The sequence below is a fragment of the Enterobacter cloacae complex sp. ECL72 genome, assembly GCF_019056635.1.
In the GTDB taxonomy this organism is placed as follows: domain Bacteria; phylum Pseudomonadota; class Gammaproteobacteria; order Enterobacterales; family Enterobacteriaceae; genus Enterobacter; species Enterobacter hormaechei_C.
This window is the reverse complement of record NZ_CP077659.1, coordinates 4,790,419-4,817,359: the sequence shown is the minus strand read 5'-3', so window position 1 is coordinate 4,817,359 and position 26,941 is coordinate 4,790,419. Positions and strand designations below refer to the sequence as shown.

The window sequence follows — 26,941 nt, the reverse complement described above, 5'->3', positions numbered from 1 at the left end:
TGCTAAAACTCAAACTGATAGAGCAGATCAAGTGCCTGGTCTACGCCGGACACTGCTTCCAGATATAGCTTAGGCATCAGGCGATAACGTAACGTGAGTGTAGCCAGTGAGTCAAAGATCCCCACGCCATATTTTACCTGTAGACCCGGCAGTACATAGCCGCTGACCACTACCTGCGAAGAGTCACCCACGCCCTGAGTGTCCAGCGCCAGATTGCTTACGCCAAACGTCTCGCCGATTTTACCCACAACCTGACCACTTTGTGCAACCCCCAGACCAACTAACATTGATGTCATTGCCGCACCATCGCCCTGTTGGCTATCCAGACCCTGGCCGCGCAGCAGGTAAGAGAGCGCTTCCTGTTGCGACATGGCCGGGTCAGAGAAGATCTCTGCCTTAGGTTCATCGGCGGAGCCCGTCACGCGCACGCCTGCAATCACATCATCTTCGGTGGCTTCCGGGTTACGGATCGCTTCGATATTGAGTACCGGCTGATCCGGTGGACCGGAGAACAGCAGCTCGCCTTTACGCACAATCAAATCCTGCCCGTAGGCATGGAAGCGCCCTTCAGGAATATTGATTTGTCCATTGAGGCCAAGTCCCTGTTGATCCTGCGCCACTTTCAGGTCACCCGTGAGTCTCGCCTTTAGCCCAAACGCGTCCAAACGCACGTTATTCCCCACGTGCACGATAAGATTACTATTGATCGGTATGCCAGCGCTCTTCTGTTCAACAGGTTTCAGATTTTCATTGAGCATAACTTCGTCACTGGAGACGCCAACCGCGCTTTCCGGCACCTCGTGAACCACGATGCGCGCCCACGGTACGTCAACACGGCCGTCCAGGGTGAAGAGACTCGGCGTTGCCTCAAAGACCACGTCTGGCGACACGTCCAGGCGCACCATCGGCGGTACCGTGATACGCACCCTGCTGCCCTTGGCCGCAATACGGGCGCGCCAGTTGTCGAGCTGGCTCCAGTCTGCGTCACCGCTCAGGTTGATTTGTCCCTGCTGCGTCAACACTGAGCCACTGAGGGTTGAGCTTTGGCCGTTAAAGTTCATCGTCAGCTGGCTTGGCTGCATATCGAACGGCATAAAGTTACCGTCAATGTCCACACCGTTTAACCGCATCTGGCCAAACAGCTGTGGGCTTTGCGCATCCCCCGCCAGACGCAGGTTGGCGCTGAGCATCCCCGCCGCCTTTTCTCCCCGCGAGAAGATCGGATTCACCATCGCCAGGTTGAAGTTACGAATATTGACGTTGCCGCCGAGATTGCGCCGCCCTTGCGGATCGGTAATTTGCACCTGTCCGTCAAACTGACCGTTGTTGGTCAGGCGGATCAGCCATCCCAGTTCCGCACGATTGTTACGCAGGTTAGCGTTCACATTCAGGGTGTCGAACGCCACCGGCAGTGGCGCGTCATTGACCTCCTGCGTCACCTTCACGTTACGCCCGGAGAGGGTAACGCTGCCCTGCGGCAGTCCCTCTTTGGTGGTGTCCCACGCGACGTCCGCTTTACCGCTGAAGACCCCGCTGGCCTGGGTGGTTTCCGGCATAAACGGTTTCAGCATCGCCAGGTCGAAACGGTTGAGGTTGATCTGCGCGCGTCCTTCCGCGCCTGCATCAATGGTCTGCGGCACGCACAGCTCAGCATTCGGGTTGGTCCAGCAGTGTGGCCCAATGCTGATCTTTTGCTCCGCGTTGCGGTAATCCAGCGCGACAGACCGCGACAGCACCAGCGGGCCGACCGGCGTGCTGAAGCGGGTGTTATCCAGCACGCCTTTCCAGCGCGTCGCCTGGCGGTCAAAACTGCCCGTCAGGTGCAGCTGCCCGGAGACCGGCTCGCCCTGCACGCGTAGCTGGAGATCGTGCTGCTTTTCGTTACCTTTTGCCGCCAGCGTGACCAGACTGATGTTCACGTCCGGCTGAGAGATACGCTCCACGCGCAGATTCAGGTTTCCGCCGATCTGATCGGTGGATTTCACGTCTCCCTCGACACGTACGCGGGCAATAGAAAGTTCCTGCCAGCGCAGGTTATTGGCGGTGATGTCCGCCAGCAGCTGCGGCGCCTCCACCGTACCGCGAACCTTCACTAACCCCTTCGCCGTGCCGCCAAGACCCGGCAGGGCGTTATCGAGATTTGGCGCGTCGATGGTGGCATCCAGATTGAGGTCTTTCACGCCCAGCTCGCCTTTGATATCCGCCGTGTTGCGACCCAGCGCCACGTGCAGGCCCGGGATCACCCACTGGAGATAGCTGTTGCCCTTAAGCGAGCCCTCTACGTTGACTTTGTTCTGCTTCACGTTGCCGGTGAGCTTGAGTTCCGGCACGTCCATCTGCCAGGTGCCACCGTACAGGCTACCGCGGGTTTTGATCAGGCCATCCAGTTTTGACGGCCAGTCCGGGACCTCTTTAGCGGTGTTGATCCCGGTCAGCTTCAGCTCGCCGCGCCAGCTGATCGCCTGCTGCCAGTCGAGCAGCGCGGTCAGCTCGGTTTTTCCTTCCAGCGCCGCCACGGTCAGCTTGTCGAGGTTAACCTGCAACTCGTTACCCTTCGCATCCAGGGTAATATCGGCGGGCGGTACCCCCTGCCCCTTCACTGCCGTGCGGAACGACAGCGTGTAGTCGGTCATTTTGCCACTCAGCTTCAGCTTCAGATCGTCAGCCTGGAACTGTTTTTCGCCGGTGAACGGCCAGTAAAGCTGCTTGCTGACAACCTCAAGGTTGAGCGGTAAACCGGCCTCTGCCAGCTGGGTTTGCCCGCGCAGCACCATATCCACCGGTCCGGAGAGGTTCACGCCGAACTCCAGCTTCTCGCGCAGCGCGCCGCCGACTTTCACCTTCACCTTTTCGCCTTTCAGCGGATCGATGTTCAGGGCGCTATTCAACGTAATATCTACCGGCCAGTTGTCGCGCAGCAGCGCATTGCCTGAGGCGTTGACCGACCCCTGGTTAGTATCAATATCCAGCGCGTCGAGCTTCATGTTGCCGTCGATACTGCTGACTTTAAGCAGCATGTTGAAGACCGTCAGATCGGTATCGCCGGTCAGACGCAACTGCTCGCCCTTAAACTCTTCGATATTGAGGTTCAGCGGCAGATGCACGTCGGTCATCTCCGGCAGAACCGGTTTCGAGAAGAGATCTTTCAGCGTTTCGCCCAGCGGTTTTTCTTCCGGCTGCGGGTTCTGGATCTTCGGCTCGACGATCTCTTCCTGCGCCACGTCGGCCACCTTCGGTAGCGCAATCAGCAGCCCTTGCAGGGAGGTTGGGGTCAGGGTGAGGTTTTTCTCCTGCCAGCGCAGACCGGAGGTGAAATCCATCACGGATACCGTCGTGTCGTCGATTTTGATATTCACGTTATCCAGTGCGACCCGGTAAAGCGCAATCGGGTACGGCGTGGAGAGGTTCAGCGGGCCGCTGTCCTCTTCTTCGACAGGCTCGGACTTCGGCATTTTTTTGGAATCTATCGCCACGTTAACGTCTTTTAGCGACAGATCGTTTACGCACAGCTGGCTGTCCCGCAGGCAGCCGAGCTTGACCGCCAGATGAAACTCGCCCGCGTTCACCGCCACGCCGGGCTGTTCATAACGGATATTTTTCAGGCGCAGATCGCGCCAGCCGCCCGTTACCTGGCCGATTTCCAGCCCTGGCACCCAGCGGTTCGCGGCGTTAAACAGCAAATGCAGGCCCGTGGTGGTGCCCACCAGAAACGCCACCGTACCGAGCAGTAATACGATAAAAATCAGCACCCCGAGGCTTATCTTCTTCCATAAACTCATAATTCAGGCCCCAGACCGATGTAAAACTGTAAACCGTGTTCGTCTTTGTCGCCCACCGGAACGGCGAAATCGAGCTTGATGGGCCCGACCGGTGACTGCCAGCGCACGCCTACGCCCGCGCCGGTTTTGAAATCGCTGCGGCGGATATCGTTCACCGCTTCACCGCCGTCAACGAACATCGCTCCCCACCACTTGCCGCTGACGTTGTACTGGTACTCCAGCGAGCCAGTCGCCAGTTTTGACGCCCCGGTCAACTGGCCTTTGTCGTTTTCAGGTGAGATCGATTTATACTTATACCCGCGAATGCTGCGGTCGCCCCCGGCGAAGAAGCGCAGATCCGGCGGGACGCGTTCGAAGTCACCGGTTTCGATCCAGCCGAGATTACCGCGCATCACAAAGCGGTGTTTGTCGTACAGCGTGCGGATCCAGACGTTTTGCGCCTGAAAGACGGAGAAGTCTACGTCGGAGCCCCAGGCGGTGTTGGAGTAATCGATGGAGTAGCGCTGAGAATCGCCCCAGGTCGGCATCAGGCCACCGCGCGAGCGGGTACGGCTGATCATCACGCCCGGATAAAGCAGCATGGTGGTGTTGGTGACGTTTGCCTGGGTAAAGTGGTCGAGGCTCCAGCGCAGGTTAATGGCGCGCTGCCAGCCGCTGGAGAGATCCCAGAAGCGTGATACCGCAAGCGTCGTCGAGTCCTGCTCGGTATCGTTCAAATCGGTACGCTTAAAGCCGCCCTGCACGAGGTAGTATTGCTCAAGCGGATTTTTCAGCAGCGGCATTTTATAGCTGAAGTCCAGCTGCTGTTCAGGCGCAGACAGGCTGACGCTGGTGGTCAGGCTGTGGCCGTAGGAGTTCATCCACGGTTTTTTCCACGAGGCTTTCACGCGCGGGCCGACGTCCGTGGAGTAGCCGACACCGGTCTCAATGGTGTTCTCGGTGCGCGGAGAGACCACGCCATGCAGCGGTAACACTTTCGTTTTACGGGATTTATCAAATTCCGGCGCTACCACCACGGAGTTAAACCAGCCCGTCGCGGACAAACGACGGTTCAGCTCGCCCAGGTCGCTGGACTGGTAGTAGTCGCCCTTTTTAAACGGCACCAGATTTTGCAGATACTCGTCACGGATTTGCGATCCTTCGAAGGTCACATCGCCAAACCGGTAGCGCTCGCCGCTGTCGTAATCGATATCCCAGAATGCCTGACGTCGCTCAAGCGCAACGCCCAGCTGGCTTTTGTTGAACCGGCTGTCGAAGTAGCCTTTGCGCAGCGAAACGCTGGTTAAGGATTTTTTAAAACGATCGTAATCCCCGTGATTGAGCACGGTGCCCACTTTCGGACGGGTGCTGAGCAGATCCAGGTAGTCCCGATCGGTGCGCGCACCGCCGCGCAGCACCACGTTCGTGCCGCCAATCAGGACGGGTTCGCCCGGCGAGACGCGGGCAATCAACACCTGGCGTCCTTTCGCCGGCGGCGGGCGTAAATCGAAATCGATGGTGGGTTCGTAGTACCCCAACGCCTTTAAGCCTTCGCGGATGGCGTCATCCACGCGCGCGCGAAAACGCCGATCCGGCGTGACCTCATCGCTCTGGATGGTAGAAAGCTGCGCACGCACGTTTTTTTCCAGCGCCCCGGATAACCCCTCAACCTGCAAACGGACATTCGCCGCGCTGGCAATCCCGCTGGTCAGCATTAAACTGACTAAACATAACTGGCGGATCTTTGTCACGTTTTCTCCTGAATATCCCTGTTTCCACCCTGGAAGCAAATGCAGTGCCGCTCCGCGGCAAAATACGGCCTGAAAGCCAAAAACCCAAATTACGGGTTGAAAAAGGGTGTAACACCCAAATATTTCTTATGATTAAATCTAGACTCATTCATCGCATTTATTGTGTTCAATTAAACGCTTCGTGACAACCTTAACCGAAACAACGCTACCCGGGAGGCCCCACCGTGAGTTTATTCGATAAAAAGCATCTGGTATCACAAGCCGATGCGTTACCGGGACGCAACACCCCTATGCCAGTGGCAACATTACACGCCGTAAACAACCATTCAATGACAAACGTTCCTGATGGAATGGAGATCGCCCTGTTTGCCATGGGCTGCTTCTGGGGCGTAGAACGCCTGTTCTGGCAACTGCCGGGCGTGTACAGCACCGCTGCGGGCTACACCGGAGGATATACGCCTAACCCAACCTACCGCGAAGTCTGTTCCGGTGAGACCGGTCATGCTGAAGCGGTGCGTGTGGTGTATGACCCGAGCGTCATTAGCTATGAACAGCTGCTCCAGGTGTTCTGGGAAAACCATGACCCGGCACAGGGCATGCGTCAGGGTAACGATCACGGCACCCAATACCGTTCGGCCATCTACCCGCTCACCCCAGAGCAGGAGGCCGCCGCCCACGCCAGCCTGACGCGTTTCCAGGAAGCGATGCAGGCGGCCGGTGATAAACGTCAGGTCACGACGGAAATCGCTACCGCGAAACCGTTCTACTATGCCGAAGACGACCACCAGCAGTACCTGCATAAAAATCCGTACGGCTACTGCGGTATCGGCGGCATTGGCGTTTGCCTGCCTCCCCAGCAGGCCTGATTACTGCATCAGCGCCACGCGAGCCGCGTGGCGCGTGGCATTACTCACCGAACCGTAATCAATGACTTTCCCCTGCAACAACAGGTTAAACACTGGCGCCTGTGGTCGGTTGAGCCGCGTTTGCAGCAAATGCACCGCTTCTATACCCAAATCCCGACAGGGCACCGTGATCCCCGTAATGGGCTTTTCAAGCCGGTTTGCTAAATTCCACGCAAAATCGGTGGTGATGATGGAGATGTCTTCCGGCACGCGCAGCCCATGCCGCTGTAACGCCTTCAGCACACCCTCGGTCATGCTGGTGCTGTTGGGAAAAATGACCTCAGGCCACTGCGCTCTGTCGTGACGTAACAGCCACGCATCCAGCTCGCGCTCAGCCTCTTCAGCGGTAAACCACTCCGTGACCAGTAAATCCCGCTGCGGCTCAAACGCCACATGAAAATGCCGGTACGCTTCTTTAATTCCATCCAGCCGGGCATAGAGCGTGTCCCGGCGTAAACAGGTGATGGTCAGCACCCGGCGATGCCCCTGCTCGAAAAGATATTGCATCGTGGTAAAGCCGATTGCGCGATGATCGGGGGAAACCGAATCCAGCACCCGGTCCCGGTCAACGGAATTAATTAATACACAGGGTTTATTCAGCGTGCTGGCCAGCTTAAATATGGTGGAATCATCCGTACCAATGATAATTATTGCGTTAATATTTTTATGGCTTGCCTTTTCCATAAATAATTTCACGTCCGCATTTTGTTCCTCTAATCCGCAATAACTGATCCAGACATTATGTGGCGCGCTGGCTTCCGCAATGCCTTTGGTCACTTCCAGATAAAAAATATCCCCACGCCCCTGAAACGTTCTTTCAGGCGCAAATACAGCGATTCCGTTAATTAAAAGCCGTCCGCTCGCCATCGACTCCAGCACGCCAAGCTCCCGTGCGATGCGGACAATGGCTTCCCGGGCCTTATCGCTGGTATAAGACTTGCCGCTCAAGACCCTGGAAACCGTGCTCACGGAATATCCCGTCAGGGATGCGATCTCCTCCATTTTTAACTTGCCCGGCATAGTGTGACCTCGCTCTCAATCAGTTTTTGCAAATATTTGCAGAAACAGCGCTTTGATTTTAAAACCAAATTTCAAAATGGTTGGAGTTTACTTATTCACCTTGCGAGTATTCTCACAAAAACACATTGTCGCTACGTCTCGCCTTTCCTATTTTTCGGTCATCACGCTTTTTGACTGAAATTAAGGTGAGAAATGGAGAAGGTACGTTTTGGCATTATTGGTATAGGTAATATCGGTACGGTCCACGCACGCTATTTACTGGCCGGAACCGTCAGCGACGCCTGCCTTACGGCGGTGTGCGATAACGCGCCGGAAAAGCATCCGGCCATTCGGCAGCTGGTTGGTGGCATTCCGCTGTTCAGTGATGCGCAGGAAATGCTCCAGAGCGGGCTTATCGATGCGGTCATTGTCGCCACGCCGCATTACGATCACCCGCACCTGTCGATGCTGGCGATGCGCCACGGCATTCATACCCTGTGTGAGAAGCCAGCAGGCGTCTACACCGCGCAGGTCCAGGAGATGAACGCCTGCGCCCGGGAGTGCGACGTGGTGTTCGGCATCATGTATAACCAGCGGCCCAACCCGCTGTATCAGAAAGTGAAAGATCTGATCGACAGCGGCGAGCTGGGCGAGATCCGCCGCTCCAACTGGATCATCACCAACTGGTATCGCTCGCAGAGTTACTACAACTCCGGCGGCTGGCGCGCCACCTGGAAAGGGGAAGGCGGCGGCGTGCTGCTCAACCAGGACCCGCACCAGCTCGATCTCTGGCAGTGGCTGGTGGGCATGCCGGTTCGTCTGCGCGCGTTTTGCCAGTTCGGTAAGCATCGCGATATCGAAGTGGAAGACGAGGTGACAGCCTACGCCGAATATGCCAGTGGCGCGACCGGCGTGTTCATCACCACCGTCGCGGAAACACCGGGTACCAACCGCCTGGAGATTGTCGGCGATCGCGGCAAAGTGGTCGTCGACGAGGGCAAACTGCGCTACTGGCGGCTGCGCGAATCGGAAACCGAGTTTAACGCTCGCTGGCAGAATGGCTTCGGTGAGCCGGAATGCTGGGAGGTTTCTGTCCCTGTTGCCCCGGAATACAGCGAGCACCACGTCATCACCGCCAACTTCTGCGCCGCCGTGCTGCGCGGCGAGCCGTTGATTGCACCGGGTCTGGACGGCATTCGCGGTTTAACCCTCTCTAACGCCATGCACCTCTCCACCTGGACGGAAGACTGGGTTGAGCTACCGCTGAACGAAAAGCAATACCTGCGCCTGCTTCAGCAGCGCATCAGCACCTCTGTAGATAAAGGGGCCACCAGCATCACGCTGGATGCCGCGGGTACCTGGTAACACCGGAGAAAATCGATGTTAAATGTCGCCATTGTGGGAACAGGAAATATCTCCCATAACCATATTCAGGGTTATTTGCAGTTTGGACAGCGCTGCCGGATCGTTGCGCTGGTTGATATCTATCCGGAGAAAGCGGAAGAGAAAAAGGCGCGTTACGGCCTGACGGACGCCCGCGTGTACGCCAGCCACCGGCAGCTGCTGGAGGATGCGCTTCCCATCGATATCGTTGACGTCTGCACCCCGCCCTATGTCCATGCGGAGATCAGCATTGATGCGCTTCATGCCGGCTGCCATGTGCTGTGTGAAAAACCGATGGCCGCCTCGCTGGAGGAGTGTGATGCGATGATCGCCGCCCAGCAGGCCAGCGGAAAAACGCTCTCCATTATTGCCCAGAACCGCTTTACCGATGCCTTCTGGCGCTTAAAAGCGGCGCTGGATTCCGGCCTCGCCGGAAAAATATGCCATGCGCAGGTGGATTCCTTCTGGTGGCGCGGACATTGCTACTACGACCTGTGGTGGCGCGGCACGTGGGAAAAGGAAGGGGGCGGCTGCACGCTGAACCACGCGGTGCACCATATTGACGCCATTCAGTGGATGCTCGGCTTCCCGTCTGAGGTGGTGGCGATGATGACTAACGTGGCCCATGACAACGCCGAAGTGGAAGACCTTAGCGCCGCGATATTCAAATACCCCAGCGGCGCACTCACCCAGCTTACCGCCTCGGTAGTACACCACGGGGAAGATCAGAAGATCATTATCCAGGGTGATAAAGCGCGCATCTCCGCCCCATGGCAGGCTTATGCCAGCGTGAGTGCTGACAACGGCTTCCCGCAGGAGACCAATGATATTGAGCGAGAAGCCCTGCTTGATGCCGTTTTCCAGGCGACGCCCAGGCTCGAATGGACTCTGCACACCGGGCAGATTAACGACCTGCTTCAGAGCATTGAGCGCGGTACGGCCCCGCTGGTGGACGGCGTGCAGGGTAAGCGCTCGCTGGAGCTGATTACTGCGATGTATAAATCAGCCATTACCCGCAGTGTCGTTTCCCTGCCTGTTAGCCGCGATGATCCGTTTTACCGTACCGGCGGGACGAACGCTCTCGCCCCCCGTTTTTATGAAAAATCCGCAAGCGTCGCCAACTTCAGCGAAGTGGGCGCTATCCCTCTGGGTAAAGATCTGGATCGAGGACTGTAACCATGAACAAGAATGACGGAATGAACTACGCGCCGGTGGGCAAACCGCAGCCGGTGGTGCAGGCGGGTGAATTTGTATTTGCCGCCGCCGCGCTCGACCACGGCCATATCTACGGAATGTGTAATGGCCTGATTGAAGCAGGTGCCACGCTGAAGTGGGTTTACGATCCCGATCCGGCGAAAGTGGACACGTTTGTTCAGCAGTACCCGCAGGTGAAGGTGGCTGATTCCCTGGACGTTATTCTCGCCGATGACGACGTGCGCCTGGTGGCCGGGGCGGCCATCCCCTCCGAACGCTGTGCGCTGGGGCTGAAGGCGATGACGGCTGGCAAAGACTACTTCACGGACAAAGCGCCGCTCACCACCCTTGAACAGCTGGCAGACGCCAAAGCGATGGTGGAGAAAACCGGGAAAAAATACGCGGTCTACTACAGCGAGCGTCTGCACGTGGAAAGCGCGGTCTTTGCCGGGCAGCTGGTACAGCAAGGCGCCATTGGTCGCGTGGTGCAAACCCTGGGCATGGGGCCGCACCGGGAAGGGACTGGCCGCCCGGACTGGTTCTACGATCGTCGCTATTTCGGCGGCATCCTGTGCGACATCGGCAGCCACCAGATCGAGCAGTTTCTGTTTTATACCGGCAACCGCGACGCCACCGTGGTCGCCAGCCAGGTGCGCAACGTTAACCACCCGCAGTATCCCGCATTCGAAGATTTTGGCGACGCCATGCTCAAAGGAGAAAACGGCGCCAGCGGCTATTTCCGTTGTGACTGGTTCACTCCTGACGGGCTCTCCACCTGGGGCGATGGTCGCCTGACGCTGCTCGGTACCGAAGGGTATATCGAGATCCGTAAATATGTCGATCTCACCCGGGGTGAGCAGGATGTCGTCTACCTCGTCAATAACGAGGGCGAGTTCCGCTATCCTGTGGCCGGGCAGGTTGGGTTCCCGTACTTTGGCGAACTGATCCTCGACTGCCTGCACCGCACCGAAAATGCCATGACTCAGGCGCATGCTTTCAAAGCTGCCGAACTGTGCGTGAAAGCACAAATGCTCGCAAACGCAGCTGACTAAGGGGACGACATGAACATCCTGAACACGGCGATTATCGGTGCCGGGGCTATTCACAGTTGCCATGTGAATGCCCTGAGGCAAATCCCCAATGTCGCGCTGCGCGCGCTGGTCGATATCGACAGCGTCAAAGGACTGAAGCTGGCGATGAACTATCAGTGCCGCTTTTATCAGGATTACCGGGAAATGCTGCTGGATGACAGCATCAACGTGGTGCATATCTGCACGCCCCACTTCGAGCACAAAAACATGATTCTGGCGGCGCTGGCCGCCGGGAAACATGTCTTTTGCGAAAAACCGGTGGGCATGAACAGCAGCGAGCTTGCCGACATTGCCTCTGCCGCCGCGCAGGCACCCGGCAGGCTCGGCGTCTGCTACCAGAACCGGCTCAATCCGACCAGCCTGCGCATTCGCAAGGAGCTGGCGGAAGGCGTACTGGGAAAGATGTTAAGTATCAAAGCTGTGCTGACCTGGTCCCGCTCGGGGGCGTATTACACGGAAAGCCCGTGGCGCGGGCAGCTGGCAACGGAAGGTGGAAGCCTGCTAATCAACCAGGCGATCCATACCCTCGATCTGATGCAGTGGTTTGCGGGTGGCGTCACGCGGCTGAAGGGGGTAGTCGACAGCGGGGAACTGGCTGACGTCACGCAAGGGGAAGACAGCGCGATGGCCACGCTTCACTTTACCAACGGTGCGCGCGGTCTGTTTTATGCCAGCAACTGCCACACCACGGATTCCCCCCTCTGTCTGGAGATCCACTGCGAGCGCGGCTCACTGCTGCTCAACGACAACACGCTCTGGCGCATAACGCCCGGCGAACGATTTCGCCTGGAAAGCGATGCCTCTCCCGATGGCACCGCAAAAAGTTACTGGGGATTAGGACACCAGCAGGCGATCCGCCGTTTTTATCACGCTATTCATCACCCGGAGAGTACGGATTTTACCGATATTTGTACCGCCGGAAAATCACTCAAGATTGTGGAGGCTTTTTATCGGTCATCTCAGTTAAGACAATGGATAGATATTAATAATTAGAACGTCACGTGTAGTCCAGCAGTGCAATAAAAATACAACCTCTACATCTACCCTACACTGGATATTATTATGGTTAAACCAACTGAACGCAGAGTGGGTTATGGCGTGGCGCTTGGCTACGGCATAACCGACCTCTTTGGCGGAGGCGCTTTCGCCATTATCGGCACCTGGCTGTTATTTTTTTACACCACCTATTGCGGATTATCCGTCGTGGAAGCCGGCTCTATATTTGCTATTGCCCGCGTCATTGACGCGGTATTAAGCCCGATAATGGGTTACATCACCGACAATTTCGGCGACACCTGGCTTGGGCGTAAATTTGGCCGTCGCCGTTTCTTCTTATTACTCAGCTCTCCCTTAATGTTCCTCTATGCTCTGCTGTGGCTGACGGACATGGGTTACTGGTATTACCTGGGCACCTATCTTTCCATCGAACTGCTTTCAGCGATGGTGCTGGTGCCGTGGGAAACCCTCGCCGCGGAGATGACCAACCGCTATGAAGAGCGCAGCCGCCTGTCGGGCGTACGGATGATCTGCTCGCAATTGGGCGGTTTTCTTGCGGTGTCGGTTCCGGGCGTGATTATGCAATTTACCGGCAAAGATAATTCCTTTACCTACACGCTAACCGGACTGATATTTTCCTGCGTCTTTTGCATCGCGGTATTTATTACCTGGTACAGCACCTGGGAAGCAAAAGATGTGCATCAGGAGTATGACTTCAAAGTTGATACCCAGCGCAGCAGCGGAGTAATTAATCACCTCAAATATCTGGTGCTGGATCTCTTCTCTTCATTTCGTATTCGCGCGTTCCGCCTGCATATTCTTATTTATATTTTCTCCTTCACCGCGATGGACGTATTTGGTTCAGTTTTTACCTATTACGTGGTGTATTGCCTGAGTCAGGATGCGGCAGCAGTGTCCGGCTGGCTAAGTATTGCGGCGTTTGCCTCCGTGCCGGGCACGTACGGATTTATGCTGTTACTCAACAGGCTGAACATGACCCCTTCCGCCGCACTGCGCCTTTCGTATAGCTGCATTTTCCTGGTGCTGGCATTCCTGTTTACGGTTTATCTCACCAAAACAGAGGTGCCAACGCTGCTGTTCTCCGCCGTCTTCGTCCTGCTGGGTGCAGCCCGTTCCGGCCTCTATTACATTCCGTGGAATATTTATAGCTTTATTCCGGATATCGACGAGATCGTCACGCAGCAGCGCCGGGAAGGCATTTTCGCTGGCGTAATGGTGTTGACCCGCAAAAGCACCGTCGCCATTGCGATTATGATTATCGGCCTGGTGTTGCAGGAGTCCGGTTTTGTGAAAGGCAGTGGCGCACAGCCTGAAAGCGCGCTGGGAGCAATAATTGGCCTGATGATTTTTGCCACCGCCGCGCTGCTGGCAGTGAGCTTCTTCGCGACCTACAAATTTAAGCTGACCCGCGAGACGCATAAGGTGCTGCTCAAGGAGATCGCGCGTCGGAAGCTCGGTGGCGACTATCGCGACTGCGACGCCAGCACCCGCGTGGTCATCAAACAGCTGACAGGCTATGAGTACGATCAGGTCTGGGGCGGCGATGCCACACGCCTGGCTGTGGGCGAAAACTTATCCACCGTGAAATAGCCCTTCCCGCCGGATCGGCCCCATGTCGGTCCGGCTTTTTTTGCCGAAAACGTGACCTCTGGCAGGTTTACACGTCTTTACGCTATACTACCGCTGAAATAATCGGCTCAACGCTACGAGCTGAGTTCAATGTGTCTTCACACGAATGGTATCAACTCCCCTTCTGAGGATCTGGCGAGAAGCCGGATAAACTATGTTAAACAGTATTTTAGTAATACTTTGTCTTATTGCCGTCAGTGCATTTTTCTCGATATCGGAGATCTCGCTGGCTGCCTCCCGTAAAATCAAACTGAAGCTGCTTGCCGACGAGGGCAACATCAACGCATCACGCATTCTGAAAATGCAGGAAAACCCCGGCATGTTTTTTACCGTGGTGCAGATTGGCCTGAACGCGGTCGCCATCCTTGGCGGTATCGTGGGCGATGCAGCGTTTTCTCCGGCGTTTTATAGCCTCTTTGTTAAGTACATGTCCGTAGAGCTGGCCGAGCAGTTGAGCTTCATCCTCTCCTTCTCCCTGGTCACCGGCTTGTTCATTTTATTCGCGGACCTGACCCCGAAACGCATCGGTATGATTGCGCCAGAAGCTGTGGCTTTGCGTATCATCAACCCGATGCGCTTCTGCCTGTATGTCTTCCGTCCGCTGGTGTGGTTCTTTAACGGCCTGGCGAACGTCATTTTCCGCATCTTCAAGCTGCCGATGGTGCGTAAAGACGACATCACCTCCGACGATATTTATGCGGTGGTGGAAGCCGGGGCGCTGGCAGGCGTGCTGCGTAAGCAGGAGCACGAGCTGATTGAGAACGTTTTCGAACTGGAATCCCGTACCGTGCCGTCCTCCATGACCGGCCGTGAAAACATCATCTGGTTCGATCTGCATGAAGACGAGCAGAGCCTGAAGACCAAAGTGGCGCAGCATCCGCACTCCAAGTTCCTGGTCTGTAACGAAGATATCGACCATATCATCGGCTATGTGGACTCCAAAGACCTGCTGAACCGCGTGCTGGCAAACCAGAGCCTGGCGCTGAACAGCGGCGTGCAGATCCGCAACACCCTGATAGTGCCGGACACCCTGACGCTCTCCGAAGCGCTGGAAAGTTTCAAAACCGCCGGGGAAGACTTCGCGGTGATCATGAACGAATACGCGCTGGTGGTGGGCATTATCACCCTCAACGACGTTATGACGACCCTGATGGGCGACCTGGTCGGCCAGGGGCTGGAAGAGCAGATTGTTCAGCGTGACGAAAATTCATGGCTCATCGATGGCGGTACGCCGATTGAAGACGTCATGCGCGTACTCGACATTGACGAGTTCCCGCAGTCCGGCAACTACGAGACCATCGGCGGCTTTATGATGTTTATGCTGCGTAAAATCCCGAAACGTACCGACTCGGTGAAGTTCTCCGGCTTCAAGTTTGAAGTGGTGGATATTGATAACTACCGCATCGACCAGCTGCTGGTAACGCGTATTGATAGCAAACCGACCGTGCTGGTGCCAAAACTGCCGGATGCGGAAGAGAAGGTGTCGGCGTAATCCTTTGTATGTCCCACAAACATCAACGGCTCCCATCGGGAGCCGTCTTTTTAACTACTACTGCATAGCACGTTGGTTAAGCCATCTCAGTTTGCAGACGCATAACCTGACGGTTGACTTCGGACATCACAGACAAGTGCTGTTTGTCCTTCACTTTTGGGATAAGGATTTTGCCCTTATCGAACTCAAAAGCGCCAACATCCTTGATGTACAACCGTCCACGGAACAGGATCTTCACGTACTTCGCCACCTGAAGCGGGTTGTAGCGTTGGAAAATTTTCATTCTTGTATCTCCTGCGAATCATACGCTCTTGCGGTGCCACAATCGGCCCGACTGTCCTGAGCGCAAATTTTGATGCCCAATGACTATAGACCAGAACCTCGTACTTACCCAGTGTGCATAAGTTTATTTACCGTTTGATTACAATTATTCAGAATAATCTTTGCAAAGCGTGATACAGCGCAGTATATGCCGTCGTTTTTGCATGGATATGTGCGTTCGCCCGCAAACTGGCATCGGGATTGCGGGAAAAGCCTATTGATCGCACTTATGATTAAAAGCGCATGACCAAGTGGTCGGATCACCTGCTAACAATAAGGAAACATCATGACCCTACGTAACCTCCTGGCAGCAGCTTGCCTGTTGCTGCCGCTGATGGCTTCCGCACACAACATTGAAAAAGGACAACGTGTCCCGCCGGTCGGGATTGCTGACCGGGGAGAATTGATTCTCGACAATGATAAGTTTAGCTATAAAGCCTGGAATAGCGCGCAGCTTGCGGGCAAAGTGAGAGTTGTACAACATATTGCCGGACGTACATCCGCTAAAGAGAAAAATGCCACCCTCGTGGAAGCGATCAAAGCCGCAAAACTCCCGCACGATCGCTACCAGACCACCACCATCGTGAACACCGACGACGCGATTCCCGGCTCCGGGATGTTTGTGCGCTCAAGCCTTGAGAGCAATAAGAAGCTCTATCCCTGGTCGCAGTTTATTGTCGACAGCAACGGCGTGACGCGTAAGGCGTGGCAGCTGGAAGAAGAGAGTTCAGCGATTGTCGTGCTGGACAAAAACGGTCGCGTACAGTGGGTTAAAGACGGCGCGCTGACGCAGGATGAGGTGCAGCAGGTGGTTGCCCTGCTGCATAAGCTACTGACTCAGTAAAGTGATACCCGGAAGCCCGGATTCAGGAATGACTCGCGCGGGGTGTAGTCCAGTGGCTTACCCTGCCAGTCATGCACATGCGCGCCAGCGGCCGCCGCCACCGCATGCCCTGCCGCCGTATCCCAGACGTTCGTCGGCCCGAAACGGGGGTACAGCTGCGCCTGCCCTTCCGCCACCAGACAGAACTTCAGCGACGAGCCAATCGATGTCGTCTGGTGTTCACCCAGCTGTTGCAGATACTCCTCCAGCTCGCTGTCACTGTGCGAGCGGCTGATCACCACCAGCGGAGGACGGGCATCACGCACCTGGATCTGCTTACGCACGCCGCACTCTTCCTTCCAGGCTTTACCTTCCGCCGCGCTGTACATTACTTTCATCACCGGGGCGTAAACCACGCCAAGCACCGCTTTTCCTTTTTCAATCAGGGCGATGTTGACGGTGAATTCACCGTTACGCTTGATAAACTCTTTCGTGCCATCCAGCGGGTCGACAAGCCAGTAACGCTGCCAGTGCTGACGTTCATCCCAGCTCTGGGGCGCTTCTTCAGAAAGGACCGGAATATCCGGCGTCAGGGCCTGCAAACCTTTCAGGATCACCGCATGCGCCGCGATATCCGCCGCCGTCACCGGGGAGTCATCCGCTTTGCTGACAACATCCATCGGTTTCGCACCGTCGTACACCTGCATAATGGCATCACCCGCATCCCGTGCGAGCTGACAAATTTTATCTAACATTCTCCACCTCTTCGTTAACGCAGTGGGCATAACTTATTGTTTTAGTTATATCGTAATGTGAACAATTCCGCTATCTGTGAAGCAATTCTGGTTTCAGCGCCCTTTTTTCTGGCAGCATTCACACTTCTGTAAGCAACAAATACTACATACATATTCTTTTGTGGCTTGGATCGAAAAAAGGACTCCTCAGATGATTAAGTTTAGCGCAACGCTCCTGGCAACGCTGATTGCGGCAAGCGTTCAGGCAGCGACGGTGGATCTCCGTATTCTGGAAACCACCGATCTGCACAGCAATATGATGGACTTCGATTACTACAAAGATACCCCTACGGAAAAATTCGGACTGGTACGCACGGCAAGTTTGATCAACGCCGCCCGCGGTGAAGTGAAAAACAGCGTGCTGGTCGATAACGGGGACTTAATTCAGGGCAGCCCGCTCGGAGACTACATGGCGGCGAAGGGGCTGAAAAAAGGCGAGATCCATCCTGTTTATAAGGCAATGAATACGCTGGACTATGCCGTCGGCAACCTGGGCAACCACGAATTTAACTACGGCCTGAAATACCTGCACGACGCGCTGGCAGGAGCGAAATTCCCGTACGTTAACGCCAATATCATCGACGTTAAGACGAAGAAGCCGCTCTTCACCCCTTATCTGATTAAAGAGACCGAGGTTGTCGACCAGGACGGTAAAAAACAGACGCTGAAAATCGGCTATATCGGTTTTGTGCCGCCGCAGATCATGACGTGGGATAAAGCCAACCTCGACGGGAAAGTGACCGTCAACGACATTACCGAAACCGCGTGCAAATACGTGCCGGAGATGCGGGCGAAAGGGGCGGATGTGGTCGTCGTCGTGGCGCACTCTGGCCTCTCGGCCGACCCGTATCAGGTGATGGCTGAGAACTCCGTGTACTATCTCAGCCAGGTGCCGGGCGTGGATGCGATCCTGTTCGGCCACGCCCACGCCGTCTTCCCGGGCAAAGATTTCGCTGATATCAAAGGCGCGGACATCGAAAAAGGGACGCTCAACGGTGTGCCATCGGTGATGCCGGGCATGTGGGGCGACCACCTTGGCGTGGTGGATCTGGTGCTGAATAACGACAGCGGAAGCTGGAAAGTCACGCAGTCGAAAGCGGAAGCGCGTCCGATCTACGACGCAGCGGCCAAAAAATCTCTGGCAGGGGAAGATAAAAAGCTGGTCGACATCCTGAAGCATGACCACGACGCGACGCGTGAATTTGTCAGCAAGCCGATCGGTAAATCGGCTGATAACATGTACAGCTTCCTCGCGCTGGTACAGGATGACCCGACCGTGCAGGTAGTCAACATGGCGCAGAAAGCCTATGCGGAGCACTATATTCAGGGCGATCCGGATCTTGCAAATCTGCCGGTACTGTCTGCCGCGGCGCCATTCAAAGTGGGCGGGCGGAAGAACGATCCGGCCAGCTACGTTGAGGTGGAAAAAGGCCAGCTGACCTTCCGTAATGCCGCCGATCTCTACCTCTATCCCAACACCCTCGTGGTGGTGAAAGCCACCGGGAAAGAGGTGAAGGATTGGCTGGAGTGCTCTGCCGGGCAGTTCAACCAGATCGATCCGCACAGCAGCAAACCGCAGTCGCTGATTAACTGGGACGGTTTCCGCACCTACAACTTCGACGTGATCGACGGCGTGGAATATCAGATTGACGTTACCCAGCCCGCGAAATATGACGGCGAATGTCAGGCCATTAATCCGCAGGCAGAACGTATCAAAAACCTGACCTTCAACGGCAAAGCGATTGATCCGAATACCACTTTCCTGGTGGTGACCAACAACTACCGCGCCTATGGCGGCAAGTTTGCCGGTACGGGTGACAGCCACATCGCCTTTGCCTCGCCGGATGAGAACCGTTCGGTGCTGGCGGCGTGGATCAGCGCGGAGTCGAAAAAGACGGGTGAAATTCATCCGGCGGTGGATAACAACTGGCGACTTGCGCCGATCCACAGCGACACTAAGCTGGATATTCGCTTTGAGACATCTCCGTCCGATAAAGCAGCCGCGTTTATCAAGGATAAGGCGCAGTATCCGATGCAAAAGGTCGCGACGGATGATATTGGGTTCGCGATTTATCAGGTGGATTTGAGCAGGTAGCGATGATTGTGCCGGGTGGCGGCTTCGCCTTACCCGGCCTACGCGCAATCCTCGATCCCGTAGGCCGGGTAAGCGCAAGCGCCACCCGGCATTTCACGCCGCACGCTCGTCCCTATTCGCCATCACCTGCGGCGTATTGACCTCAATCCAGTCGGCCAGCGCGGCCACCTTCTCGCTTACCTCCTGCCCCATCGGCGTCAGGCTATACTCCACATGCGGCGGCACGACCGGATACGACACGCGATCGACAAACCCGTCATGCTCCAGCGCCTGTAAAGACTGAGCCAGCATCTTCTCGCTGACGCCGCCCATCTTGCGGCGCAGATCGCTGAAGCGATGCGTCCCCTGACGTAACGCCACCAGGATCAGCACGCCCCAGCGGCTGGTTACGTGTTTGAGCACCTCCCGTGACGGGCACTGTTCCGCAAAGAGGTTGCCATCGCGCATTTGCTCGCTGAGCGTTGGTATTGTTGTTTTCATACTTACCTTTTTGTACGTACTTACTAAAAGTTAGTTATGGTGATAGTGTGCCACAACACCAGACAAACACGAAGGAGATTCATCATGATCGCGATTACCGGCGCAACTGGCCAGCTTGGCCAACACGTTATTGAAGAACTGCTGAAAACCGTTCCGGCCAGCCAGATCGTGGCTATTGCGCGTAACCCGGCGAAAGCCGAAGCGTTGCGTCAGCAAGGGGTCGTTGTGCGTCAGGCGGATTACACCGATGAAGCCGCATTTACCACCGCGCTGAACGGCGTGGATAAACTGCTGCTCATCTCCTCCAGCGAAGTGGGCCGGCGTGCCGTACAGCACCAGAACGTGATAAACGCCGCCAAAGCCGCCGGGGTGAAATTCATCGCCTATACCAGCCTGCTGCATGCTGACAAATCTCCGCTGGGTCTGCACGTTGAGCACGTCGAAACCGAAAATGCCCTGGCGGCCTCCGGCGTGCCTTACGCCCTGCTGCGCAACGGCTGGTACACCGAAAACTACCTGGCAAGCGCGCCGCCAGCGCTGGAACACGGCGTATTTATGGGTGCCGCAGGCGAAGGCAAAATTGCCTCTGCGACCCGTGCGGATTACGCGGCGGCGGCAGCGAAAGTGATTTCTGAAGAGGGTCATGCCGGCAAGGTGTATGAACTGGCGGGTGATAATGCCTGGACGCTGAGCGAACTGGCTGCGGAACTGAGCAAGCAGAGCGGTAAGCCGGTAACGTATCAGAACCTCAGCGAAGCCGATTTCGCCGCTGCGCTGAAGGGCGTTGGTTTGCCTGCCGGGCTGGCGGAGATGCTGGCGGACTCCGACACCGGCGCGTCCAAAGGCGGCCTGTTCGACGACAGCCGTACCCTGAGCAAACTGATCGGCCGCCCAACCACATCACTGGCGGAAAGCGTCAAAGCCATCCTGTAGTTGTTAAAAATTGGTTATTTTTTGTGGCATCCCCTCGGGTCATCTCTGATAATGAAGCGATGACCCACAAGGAGGCTCACCGTGCAAGGCGTACCGGAACAGTTCACTGATGAGAGAGACAGCGCGCGCTTTCGCCATCTGGCGCAGCTGCCGGGCCTGGAGCTTTATCACGCCCATATCTCTGACTACGCCTTTGAGCCTCACACTCATGAAGCCTTCGGTATCGGCACCATCGAAACCGGTGCCGAACGCTTCCGCTATCGCGGTACCCAGCATCTTGCCGCGGAAAAATCCGTCGTGACCATGAACCCGGACGAGATCCACACAGGGGAATCCGCCACCGAAGGCGGCTGGCGCTACCGGATGGTCTACATCGAACCAGACCTGCTGGAAGAGGTCACCGGCCTGCGTCACTGGTGGTTTAATGACGTCACGCGCCACGACCCTTTGCGCTCGCAGCAGATTGGCCGGTTAATTTACGGCTTGTGGCACACCAACGATCCGCTGGCGCAGAAGGGGCTGCTACTGGATTTGATTCAGACTTTTCAGCCGCTGGCCCACCATGCGCCGGTGGTGCAGGAGGCCGCGCACCGCTTCGAACGCGTTCGCGACTATCTGCACGACAACTATATGCGCTCGCTGACCCTGGACGAGCTGGCTAACGTTGTCTCGCTCAGCCCGTACCATTTTCAGCGCCAGTTCAAAGCCCATTTCCACGTTACGCCCCACCAGATGCTGATGGCCATCCGGCTGTGGCGCGCAAAAGCATTCCTCACCCACGGCATGCCTGCCGCCGAGGTGGCCGCCGCGACCGGGCTGACCGATCAGTCGCATTTAACCCGCGCCTTCACCCGTCGCTACGGCATCACGCCCGTGCGCTACCAGAAACAGGTTATGCCGCGCTAATGCGCAACCTAATACAATACGCGCGCGTTTTGCCCTCCTACACTGATCGCAAAGTGAATCAAGATGGATGGAAAAATGATTAGCGGCGTGTTGTATGCCCTGCTTGCGGGTTTGATGTGGGGGCTGATTTTTGTCGGCCCGCTGATTGTGCCGGAGTACCCGGCAATATTGCAGTCGACCGGACGTTACCTGGCGCTGGGGCTGATTGCCGTGCCGCTGGCATGGCTGGGGCGCGCGCGTCTGCGTCAGTTGGGCCGCCAGGACTGGCTCACCGCGCTGGCGCTGACCATGATGGGTAATCTGATCTACTACGTCTGTCTGGCGAGCGCCATTCAGCGCACCGGTGCGCCGGTGTCGACCATGATTATCGGCACGCTGCCGGTGGTCATCCCGGTTTTCGCGAACCTGCTTTACAGCCAGCGTGACGGCAAACTGGCGTGGTCAAAAATGGCGCCCGCTCTGGTCTGCATCGCCGTGGGGCTGGTGTGCGTGAATATTGCCGAGCTTCGCCACGGCCTTGAAAACTTCAGCTTATGGCGTTACGGCTCAGGGATCTTTCTGGCGTTTATTTCGGTTGTCTGTTGGGCCTGGTATGCCCTGCGCAATGCACGCTGGCTGCGGGAAAACCCGGATAAACATCCGATGATGTGGGCGACGGCGCAGGCGCTGGTCACCCTCCCTGTCTCGTTGCTGGGCTATGTGGGCGCGTGTGTCTGGCTGGGTAGCCAGCAACCGGCATTTACCCTGCCCTTCGGACCGCGCCCGTGGGTATTCGTCGGGTTAATGGTCGCCATTGCCGTGCTCTGTTCGTGGGTGGGCGCGCTGTGCTGGAACATTGCCAGCCAGAAGCTGCCGACGGTGATACTGGGGCCGCTGATTGTCTTTGAGACGCTGGCAGGGCTGCTCTATACCTTCCTGATGCGTCAGAGCGTGCCGCCGCTGCTAACGGCCTGCGGGATCGCGCTGCTGGTCGTTGGGGTGGTGATTGCGGTGAGAGCGAAGCCGGAAAAACCGATGGTCGTTCCGGCGTCGGAGGGGTGAGCTTTTCGCCCAGCGGCGCTTCGCTTGCAGGGCCTACAAACCGTAGGCCGGGTAAGCGTCAGCGCCACCCGGCACAGTATCAGAACGTTTCCCAGTTCGCTTCAGACGCCGCCGCGACGGGCTGCGCTTTAGGTGCATAGGTCTTTACCGGCGCGGCTTTCACCGCCTGGTTACGGGTGATCTTAAACACCGCCACCGCGTCGTTCAGGCGTGCAGCCTGATCTTCCAGCGCCGCCGCTGCCGCCGCAGACTCTTCCACCAGCGAGGCGTTCTGCTGGGTGACGCGATCCATCTCCGCCACCGCCTGACCCACCTGGTCGATACCGCGGCTCTGTTCGTCGGAGGCCGACGCAATCTCACCCATGATGTCCGTCACGCGCGTAACCGCATTGACGATCTCCGCCATCGTCGCGCCCGCTTCATTTACCAGCTGAGAACCCGCGTTGACGCGTTCGCCGGAATCATCGATCAGCGCTTTGATCTCTTTCGCCGCCTGTGCGCTGCGCTGGGCAAGGGTACGCACCTCGCCCGCGACAACCGCGAAGCCACGTCCCTGCTCGCCCGCGCGCGCCGCTTCTACCGCCGCGTTCAGCGCCAGAATATTGGTCTGGAAAGCAATGCCGTCGATCACGTTAGTAATTTGCGCGATTTTGCTGGAACTGGTGGCGATTTCGTCCATGGTGCGCACAACGCCCTCGACCACGTTACCGCCCTTCTTCGCGGTGGAGGAGGCGTCCAGCGCCAGACGCGACGCCTGACGCGCGTTATCGGCGTTTTGCTTCACGGTGGCGGTTAACTGTTCCATGCTGGCTGCCGTCTCTTCCAGAGAAGCGGCCTGTTGCTCGGTACGAGAGGAGAGATCGTTGCTGCCCGCCGAGATTTCACCCGCGCCGGTGTAGATGGTATCTGCGCCTTCACGCACCACGCCCACCGTGTTGGCCAGCGCAGTCTGCATCTCCTGAACGTTGCGCGCCAGGATCGCCATTTCATTTTTACCCTCAGCCTGAATCGGCTGGGTTAAATCCCCTGCGGCAATGGCGCGGATATGGTTGATCACCTCTTCCAGCGGCAGCAGCAGCACGCGGCGCATCGCAATCCAGCTGGAAATAATCACCGCGATCACCAGCAGCATCACCGCAGAAAGGATCCACAGAATGCGTTTGTAGTCGCTTTCATTGTCCCGGATCCCTTTGGCGGTCAGCGCGGCCTGCGCCTCACGCCACTCGCGATAAACCTTTTGCATCGCGGTCTGCTTCTGTTCGGCATTTTGTTTGAACATATCTTCCAGATTGCCCTGCCCCAGCAGAACGTTCATTTGCGTCAGCGTGGCGGAGTAGACGCGGTATTGCTCTTCCAGACGATCGGCCAGGTGCTCGTCCATACCCGGCGTTTCCGGCAGCGCGTAGTATTTATCGTAATGGATCTGGGCATCGGCCAGCAGGTTTTTCGCGGTATTGACCAGCTCGTTCAGCTGTCCGCCGTTAATCTGCGACGCCATGCTGCTTTGCAGGCGCAACATGCCGCGGTTGAGAGTGACGCGCGCCTGGTTCAGGCTGATCCAGGCGTCGGTAAACTCCGCGACGTTCTGGCTGGAAAGCTGAGAAACGGTGAAGTTCTCTTTATCGTTATTGAGTGCGTTAATGAAAATGCCAGCGGAGATCAGCTGCATGATGCCGAGCACAAGCAGCACCGAAATCAAAAGAGTAATGACTTTTATACGTTTAAACATGCGTTGCCTTTTTTATATACAGGTATTGTCTGACCTGTATCTATCGGCACGCGCGGCAGGTTGTTTACTGTTTCTCCACCTTTAAAAACTTTCGAAAGCCCTTTTCTGCATTCAATCAGCAAGTTAAAAGCACGCTTTTTTTGTGATCCCCTTCTCATTTTCACCCTTGCCTCTAAAGGGTTATAGTATCCACATAAAGATGTATTTAAAATACATCTTATATTCCTGATGATGAGGTAACTGCTATGGCCTTCCGCGACCAACCCTTAGGCGAGCTGGCGCTCTCCATCCCTCGCGCTTCTGCGCTGTTCCGTAAATACGATATGGATTACTGCTGCGGTGGTAAGCAAACGCTGGCGCGCGCAGCGTCGCGTAAAGAGCTGGATGTGGAGGCTATCGAAGCGGAGCTGGCTCAACTGGCTGAACAGCCTGTCGACAAAGACTGGCGCACCGCGCCGCTGGCTGAAATCATCGACCACATCATTGTGCGTTACCACGACCGTCACCGCGAGCAGCTGCCGGAGCTGATTTTACAGGCGACCAAAGTTGAACGCGTTCATGCCGATAAACCTTCCGTACCGCGCGGCCTGGCGAAATACCTGACCATGCTGCACGAAGAACTTTCCAGCCACATGATGAAAGAGGAGCAGATCCTCTTCCCGATGATCAAACAGGGCATGGGCAGCCAGGCTATGGGGCCCATCAGCGTGATGGAAAGCGAACATGATGACGCCGGCGAACTGCTGGAAGTGATCAAACACACCACCAACAACGTCACACCGCCGCCAGAAGCGTGCACCACCTGGAAAGCCATGTACAACGGCATTAACGAGATGATCGACGATCTGATGGAACACATTAGTCTTGAGAATAACGTTCTGTTCCCGCGTGCATTATCGGGTAAATAAAAAAGCCCGGTGGCGCTAGCGCTTACCGGGCCTACAACATCCGCGAACCTAGGCCGGGTAAGCGTCAGCGCCACCCGGCAACATGCTTAGCGCATGCCCGCCATACGTTTCTTACCGATAAACAGCCAGCCCAGCCCCAGCGCGATAAACCACAGCGGCGTGACCATCAGCGCCTGTCGGGTATCTTCTTCCAGCGTCAGCAGCACCAGCACGAAGACGAAGAACGCCATGCACACCCAGCACATCAGCTTGCCCAGCGGCATCTTGTAGATCGACTTCTCGTGCAGGTGTGGACGCTGCTTGCGGTACACCAGGTACGAGCAGAGGATGATGGTCCAGACGAACATAAACAGGATCGCCGACACCGTGGTGATCATGGTGAACGCGCCGATTACGCTCGGGTTGACGTAGAGCATCACCACACCGCCCAGCAGACAGATGCAGGAGAAGGTCAGCCCTTTCGCTGGTACCGCGCGTTTAGACAGTTTGGCAAACGCGCTCGGAGCAACGCCCTCCTGCGCCAGGCCGAACAGCATACGGCTGGTGGAGAAGACGCCGCTGTTCGCGGAAGAGGCCGCAGAAGTCAGCACCACGAAGTTAATCAGGCTCGCGGCAGCAGGCAGCCCCACCAGCACGAACAGCTCGACGAACGGGCTCTTGGTTGGCACCACCGAGCTCCATGGCGTCACGGACATAATGACGATCAGCGCGAACACGTAGAACATGATGATACGCAGCGGAATGGAGTTGATCGCACGCGGCAGGGATTTCTCCGGATCTTTGGTTTCCGCCGCCGTGGTACCGACCAGCTCAATCCCGACAAACGCAAACACCGCAATCTGGAAGCCGGCAAAGAAGCCGCTGATACCTTTCGGGAACCAGCCGCCGTCATTCCACAGATGGGCAAACGAGGCCTGTACGCCGGTTGGCGACTGGAAGTGCGTCAGCACCATCACCAGCCCGACGACAATCAGCGCGATGATGGCGACGATTTTGATCATCGCGAACCAGAACTCCATCTCACCGAACATTTTAACGGTGGCGAGGTTCAGGCTCAGCAGCAGAACAATCACCGCCAGCGAAGCCACCCAGTCCGACAGGCCGGGGAACCAGAATTGGGCGTAGGCCGTAATAGCGACAACATCCGCCATGCCGGTAACCACCCAGCAGAACCAGTAGGTCCAGCCGGTAAAATAGCCCGCCCACGGGCCGAGCAGGTCTGACGCGAAGTCGCTGAAAGATTTGTATTCGAGATTCGACAGCAGCAATTCACCCATTGCACGCATCACGAAAAAGAGCATAAAACCGATGATCATATAAACGAAGATGATCGACGGGCCGGCAAGACTGATGGTTTTGCCCGAGCCCATAAACAGCCCGGTGCCGATGGCTCCACCAATGGCAATAAGCTGAATGTGACGGTTCGTGAGATTTCGCCGTAGCGACTGTTCAGACGTCGCCTCTTCTGCGGCGGCGACTTTGACCTGATCTACCATGTGATATTTTCCTGTTTATGCCTGTCTGTGTTGTTAAGGCTCTTCTGGCCTTTATATACGCCAAATAAATGACGGACCCTGTGTAAGGACTAATCGATAGTAGGTAAGAATCGGCGGGATGAATACTATGATTTGAATATTATGTTAATAATATGTTGAAAGTGAGTGTCATATCACTCATACAGCGCGAAACAGC

The 26,941-nt window shown here is 56.5% G+C and carries 21 protein-coding genes; 13 read left to right on the top strand and 8 right to left on the bottom strand.

Annotated elements, in window-relative coordinates; translation table 11 throughout:
- Positions 1-2: 2 nt before the first annotated feature.
- Positions 3-3,779, bottom strand: coding sequence for an autotransporter assembly complex protein TamB (gene tamB / locus KTH07_RS23245; RefSeq protein WP_032620836.1), 3,777 nt, complete (start codon positions 3,777-3,779; stop codon positions 3-5).
- Entirely contained in the window at positions 3,776-5,509 is a 1,734-nt protein-coding gene (gene tamA, locus KTH07_RS23240) for an autotransporter assembly complex protein TamA (protein WP_017694656.1), read from the bottom strand. The genes tamB and tamA overlap by 4 nt, the downstream gene beginning before the upstream one ends.
- A gap of 224 nt (positions 5,510-5,733) precedes the next feature.
- On the opposite strand from tamA, the gene msrA reads away from it, so the two are divergent.
- Positions 5,734-6,375 carry a peptide-methionine (S)-S-oxide reductase MsrA gene (msrA, locus tag KTH07_RS23235; protein ID WP_006810351.1) on the top strand — a complete coding sequence of 214 codons (642 nt, stop codon included), beginning with the start codon at positions 5,734-5,736 and terminating at the stop codon, positions 6,373-6,375.
- On the opposite strand, the gene KTH07_RS23230 is transcribed toward msrA, so the two are convergent.
- Positions 6,376-7,434 (bottom strand): LacI family DNA-binding transcriptional regulator, encoded by a 1,059-nt coding sequence (locus tag KTH07_RS23230; protein ID WP_023302973.1) that lies wholly within the window; start codon positions 7,432-7,434, stop codon positions 6,376-6,378.
- A gap of 192 nt (positions 7,435-7,626) precedes the next feature.
- On the opposite strand from KTH07_RS23230, the gene KTH07_RS23225 reads away from it, so the two are divergent.
- The 6 genes from KTH07_RS23225 to KTH07_RS23200 all read left to right on the top strand — a co-directional run bounded on the left by KTH07_RS23225 (position 7,627) and on the right by KTH07_RS23200 (position 15,219).
- Positions 7,627-8,778, top strand: a complete 1,152-nt coding sequence (locus KTH07_RS23225) for a Gfo/Idh/MocA family protein (RefSeq protein WP_023302972.1) — start codon at positions 7,627-7,629, stop codon at positions 8,776-8,778.
- A 15-nt stretch (positions 8,779-8,793) separates the two neighbouring features.
- A complete protein-coding gene (locus KTH07_RS23220; protein ID WP_023302971.1) occupies positions 8,794-9,972 on the top strand; it encodes a Gfo/Idh/MocA family protein in 1,179 nt (392 codons plus the stop codon).
- 2 nt (positions 9,973-9,974) lie between these two features.
- Complete coding sequence (locus KTH07_RS23215) at positions 9,975-11,042, top strand: Gfo/Idh/MocA family protein (RefSeq protein ID WP_023302970.1); 1,068 nt, start codon at positions 9,975-9,977, stop codon at positions 11,040-11,042.
- Positions 11,043-11,051: 9 nt separating this feature from the next.
- Positions 11,052-12,074 (top strand): Gfo/Idh/MocA family protein, encoded by a 1,023-nt coding sequence (locus KTH07_RS23210; RefSeq protein ID WP_023302969.1) that lies wholly within the window; start codon positions 11,052-11,054, stop codon positions 12,072-12,074.
- A 69-nt stretch (positions 12,075-12,143) separates the two neighbouring features.
- On the top strand, positions 12,144-13,688 hold the full coding sequence (locus KTH07_RS23205; RefSeq protein ID WP_023302968.1) for an MFS transporter: 1,545 nt from the start codon (positions 12,144-12,146) through the stop codon (positions 13,686-13,688).
- 193 nt (positions 13,689-13,881) lie between these two features.
- Positions 13,882-15,219 carry a hemolysin family protein gene (locus KTH07_RS23200; RefSeq protein WP_006810357.1) on the top strand — a complete coding sequence of 446 codons (1,338 nt, stop codon included), beginning with the start codon at positions 13,882-13,884 and terminating at the stop codon, positions 15,217-15,219.
- 76 nt (positions 15,220-15,295) lie between these two features.
- On the opposite strand, the gene KTH07_RS23195 is transcribed toward KTH07_RS23200, so the two are convergent.
- Complete coding sequence (locus KTH07_RS23195) at positions 15,296-15,502, bottom strand: DUF1107 domain-containing protein (RefSeq protein ID WP_003856054.1); 207 nt, start codon at positions 15,500-15,502, stop codon at positions 15,296-15,298.
- A gap of 324 nt (positions 15,503-15,826) precedes the next feature.
- Here KTH07_RS23195 and KTH07_RS23190 point away from each other — a divergent pair, with 324 nt between their 5' ends.
- On the top strand, positions 15,827-16,384 hold the full coding sequence (locus KTH07_RS23190; RefSeq protein ID WP_017383934.1) for a YtfJ family protein: 558 nt from the start codon (positions 15,827-15,829) through the stop codon (positions 16,382-16,384).
- On the opposite strand, the gene cysQ is transcribed toward KTH07_RS23190, so the two are convergent.
- The gene (gene cysQ / locus KTH07_RS23185; RefSeq protein WP_015572488.1) at positions 16,378-17,118 is read right to left on the bottom strand and encodes a 3'(2'),5'-bisphosphate nucleotidase CysQ; all 741 of its coding nucleotides are present in this window, start codon (positions 17,116-17,118) and stop codon (positions 16,378-16,380) included. The two genes, KTH07_RS23190 and cysQ, sit on opposite strands and share 7 nt — an antisense overlap.
- 190 nt (positions 17,119-17,308) lie before the next feature.
- On the opposite strand from cysQ, the gene KTH07_RS23180 reads away from it, so the two are divergent.
- Positions 17,309-19,252: a bifunctional 2',3'-cyclic-nucleotide 2'-phosphodiesterase/3'-nucleotidase gene (locus KTH07_RS23180; RefSeq protein WP_023302967.1), complete on the top strand. Its 1,944-nt coding sequence runs from the start codon at positions 17,309-17,311 to the stop codon at positions 19,250-19,252.
- Positions 19,253-19,345: 93 nt separating this feature from the next.
- Here KTH07_RS23180 and KTH07_RS23175 read toward each other — a convergent pair whose 3' ends face one another.
- Positions 19,346-19,732: a helix-turn-helix domain-containing protein gene (locus KTH07_RS23175; protein ID WP_023302966.1), complete on the bottom strand. Its 387-nt coding sequence runs from the start codon at positions 19,730-19,732 to the stop codon at positions 19,346-19,348.
- An 84-nt stretch (positions 19,733-19,816) separates the two neighbouring features.
- Between KTH07_RS23175 and KTH07_RS23170 the strand changes: the two genes are divergently transcribed.
- From KTH07_RS23170 to KTH07_RS23160, 3 genes are all read left to right on the top strand, one after another.
- A complete protein-coding gene (locus KTH07_RS23170) occupies positions 19,817-20,665 on the top strand; it encodes an SDR family oxidoreductase (protein ID WP_032620834.1) in 849 nt (282 codons plus the stop codon).
- Between the two features lie 81 nt (positions 20,666-20,746).
- Complete coding sequence (locus KTH07_RS23165) at positions 20,747-21,571, top strand: AraC family transcriptional regulator (RefSeq protein WP_017694662.1); 825 nt, start codon at positions 20,747-20,749, stop codon at positions 21,569-21,571.
- A gap of 75 nt (positions 21,572-21,646) precedes the next feature.
- Complete coding sequence (locus KTH07_RS23160) at positions 21,647-22,612, top strand: DMT family transporter (RefSeq protein WP_017383939.1); 966 nt, start codon at positions 21,647-21,649, stop codon at positions 22,610-22,612.
- A gap of 79 nt (positions 22,613-22,691) precedes the next feature.
- On the opposite strand, the gene KTH07_RS23155 is transcribed toward KTH07_RS23160, so the two are convergent.
- On the bottom strand, positions 22,692-24,341 hold the full coding sequence (locus KTH07_RS23155; protein WP_015572485.1) for a methyl-accepting chemotaxis protein: 1,650 nt from the start codon (positions 24,339-24,341) through the stop codon (positions 22,692-22,694).
- A gap of 245 nt (positions 24,342-24,586) precedes the next feature.
- Here KTH07_RS23155 and ytfE point away from each other — a divergent pair, with 245 nt between their 5' ends.
- Positions 24,587-25,249 carry an iron-sulfur cluster repair protein YtfE gene (gene ytfE, locus KTH07_RS23150; protein ID WP_015572484.1) on the top strand — a complete coding sequence of 221 codons (663 nt, stop codon included), beginning with the start codon at positions 24,587-24,589 and terminating at the stop codon, positions 25,247-25,249.
- An 86-nt stretch (positions 25,250-25,335) separates the two neighbouring features.
- Here the strand turns inward: ytfE and cycA are convergent, their stop codons facing one another.
- Positions 25,336-26,745: a D-serine/D-alanine/glycine transporter gene (cycA, locus tag KTH07_RS23145; protein ID WP_015572483.1), complete on the bottom strand. Its 1,410-nt coding sequence runs from the start codon at positions 26,743-26,745 to the stop codon at positions 25,336-25,338.
- Positions 26,746-26,941 lie beyond the last annotated feature (196 nt).

Coding starts and splice junctions, on each gene's coding strand:
- tamB (WP_032620836.1), bottom strand. CDS start 3,779: ATGAGTTTATGGAAGAAGATAAGCCTCGGGGTGCTGATTTTTATCGTA.
- KTH07_RS23230 (WP_023302973.1), bottom strand. CDS start 7,434: ATGCCGGGCAAGTTAAAAATGGAGGAGATCGCATCCCTGACGGGATAT.
- KTH07_RS23225 (WP_023302972.1), top strand. CDS start 7,627: ATGGAGAAGGTACGTTTTGGCATTATTGGTATAGGTAATATCGGTACG.
- KTH07_RS23220 (WP_023302971.1), top strand. CDS start 8,794: ATGTTAAATGTCGCCATTGTGGGAACAGGAAATATCTCCCATAACCAT.
- KTH07_RS23215 (WP_023302970.1), top strand. CDS start 9,975: ATGAACAAGAATGACGGAATGAACTACGCGCCGGTGGGCAAACCGCAG.
- KTH07_RS23210 (WP_023302969.1), top strand. CDS start 11,052: ATGAACATCCTGAACACGGCGATTATCGGTGCCGGGGCTATTCACAGT.
- KTH07_RS23205 (WP_023302968.1), top strand. CDS start 12,144: ATGGTTAAACCAACTGAACGCAGAGTGGGTTATGGCGTGGCGCTTGGC.
- KTH07_RS23200 (WP_006810357.1), top strand. CDS start 13,882: ATGTTAAACAGTATTTTAGTAATACTTTGTCTTATTGCCGTCAGTGCA.
- KTH07_RS23195 (WP_003856054.1), bottom strand. CDS start 15,502: ATGAAAATTTTCCAACGCTACAACCCGCTTCAGGTGGCGAAGTACGTG.
- KTH07_RS23190 (WP_017383934.1), top strand. CDS start 15,827: ATGACCCTACGTAACCTCCTGGCAGCAGCTTGCCTGTTGCTGCCGCTG.
- cysQ (WP_015572488.1), bottom strand. CDS start 17,118: ATGTTAGATAAAATTTGTCAGCTCGCACGGGATGCGGGTGATGCCATT.
- KTH07_RS23180 (WP_023302967.1), top strand. CDS start 17,309: ATGATTAAGTTTAGCGCAACGCTCCTGGCAACGCTGATTGCGGCAAGC.
- KTH07_RS23175 (WP_023302966.1), bottom strand. CDS start 19,732: ATGAAAACAACAATACCAACGCTCAGCGAGCAAATGCGCGATGGCAAC.
- KTH07_RS23170 (WP_032620834.1), top strand. CDS start 19,817: ATGATCGCGATTACCGGCGCAACTGGCCAGCTTGGCCAACACGTTATT.
- KTH07_RS23160 (WP_017383939.1), top strand. CDS start 21,647: ATGATTAGCGGCGTGTTGTATGCCCTGCTTGCGGGTTTGATGTGGGGG.
- KTH07_RS23155 (WP_015572485.1), bottom strand. CDS start 24,341: ATGTTTAAACGTATAAAAGTCATTACTCTTTTGATTTCGGTGCTGCTT.
- ytfE (WP_015572484.1), top strand. CDS start 24,587: ATGGCCTTCCGCGACCAACCCTTAGGCGAGCTGGCGCTCTCCATCCCT.
- cycA (WP_015572483.1), bottom strand. CDS start 26,745: ATGGTAGATCAGGTCAAAGTCGCCGCCGCAGAAGAGGCGACGTCTGAA.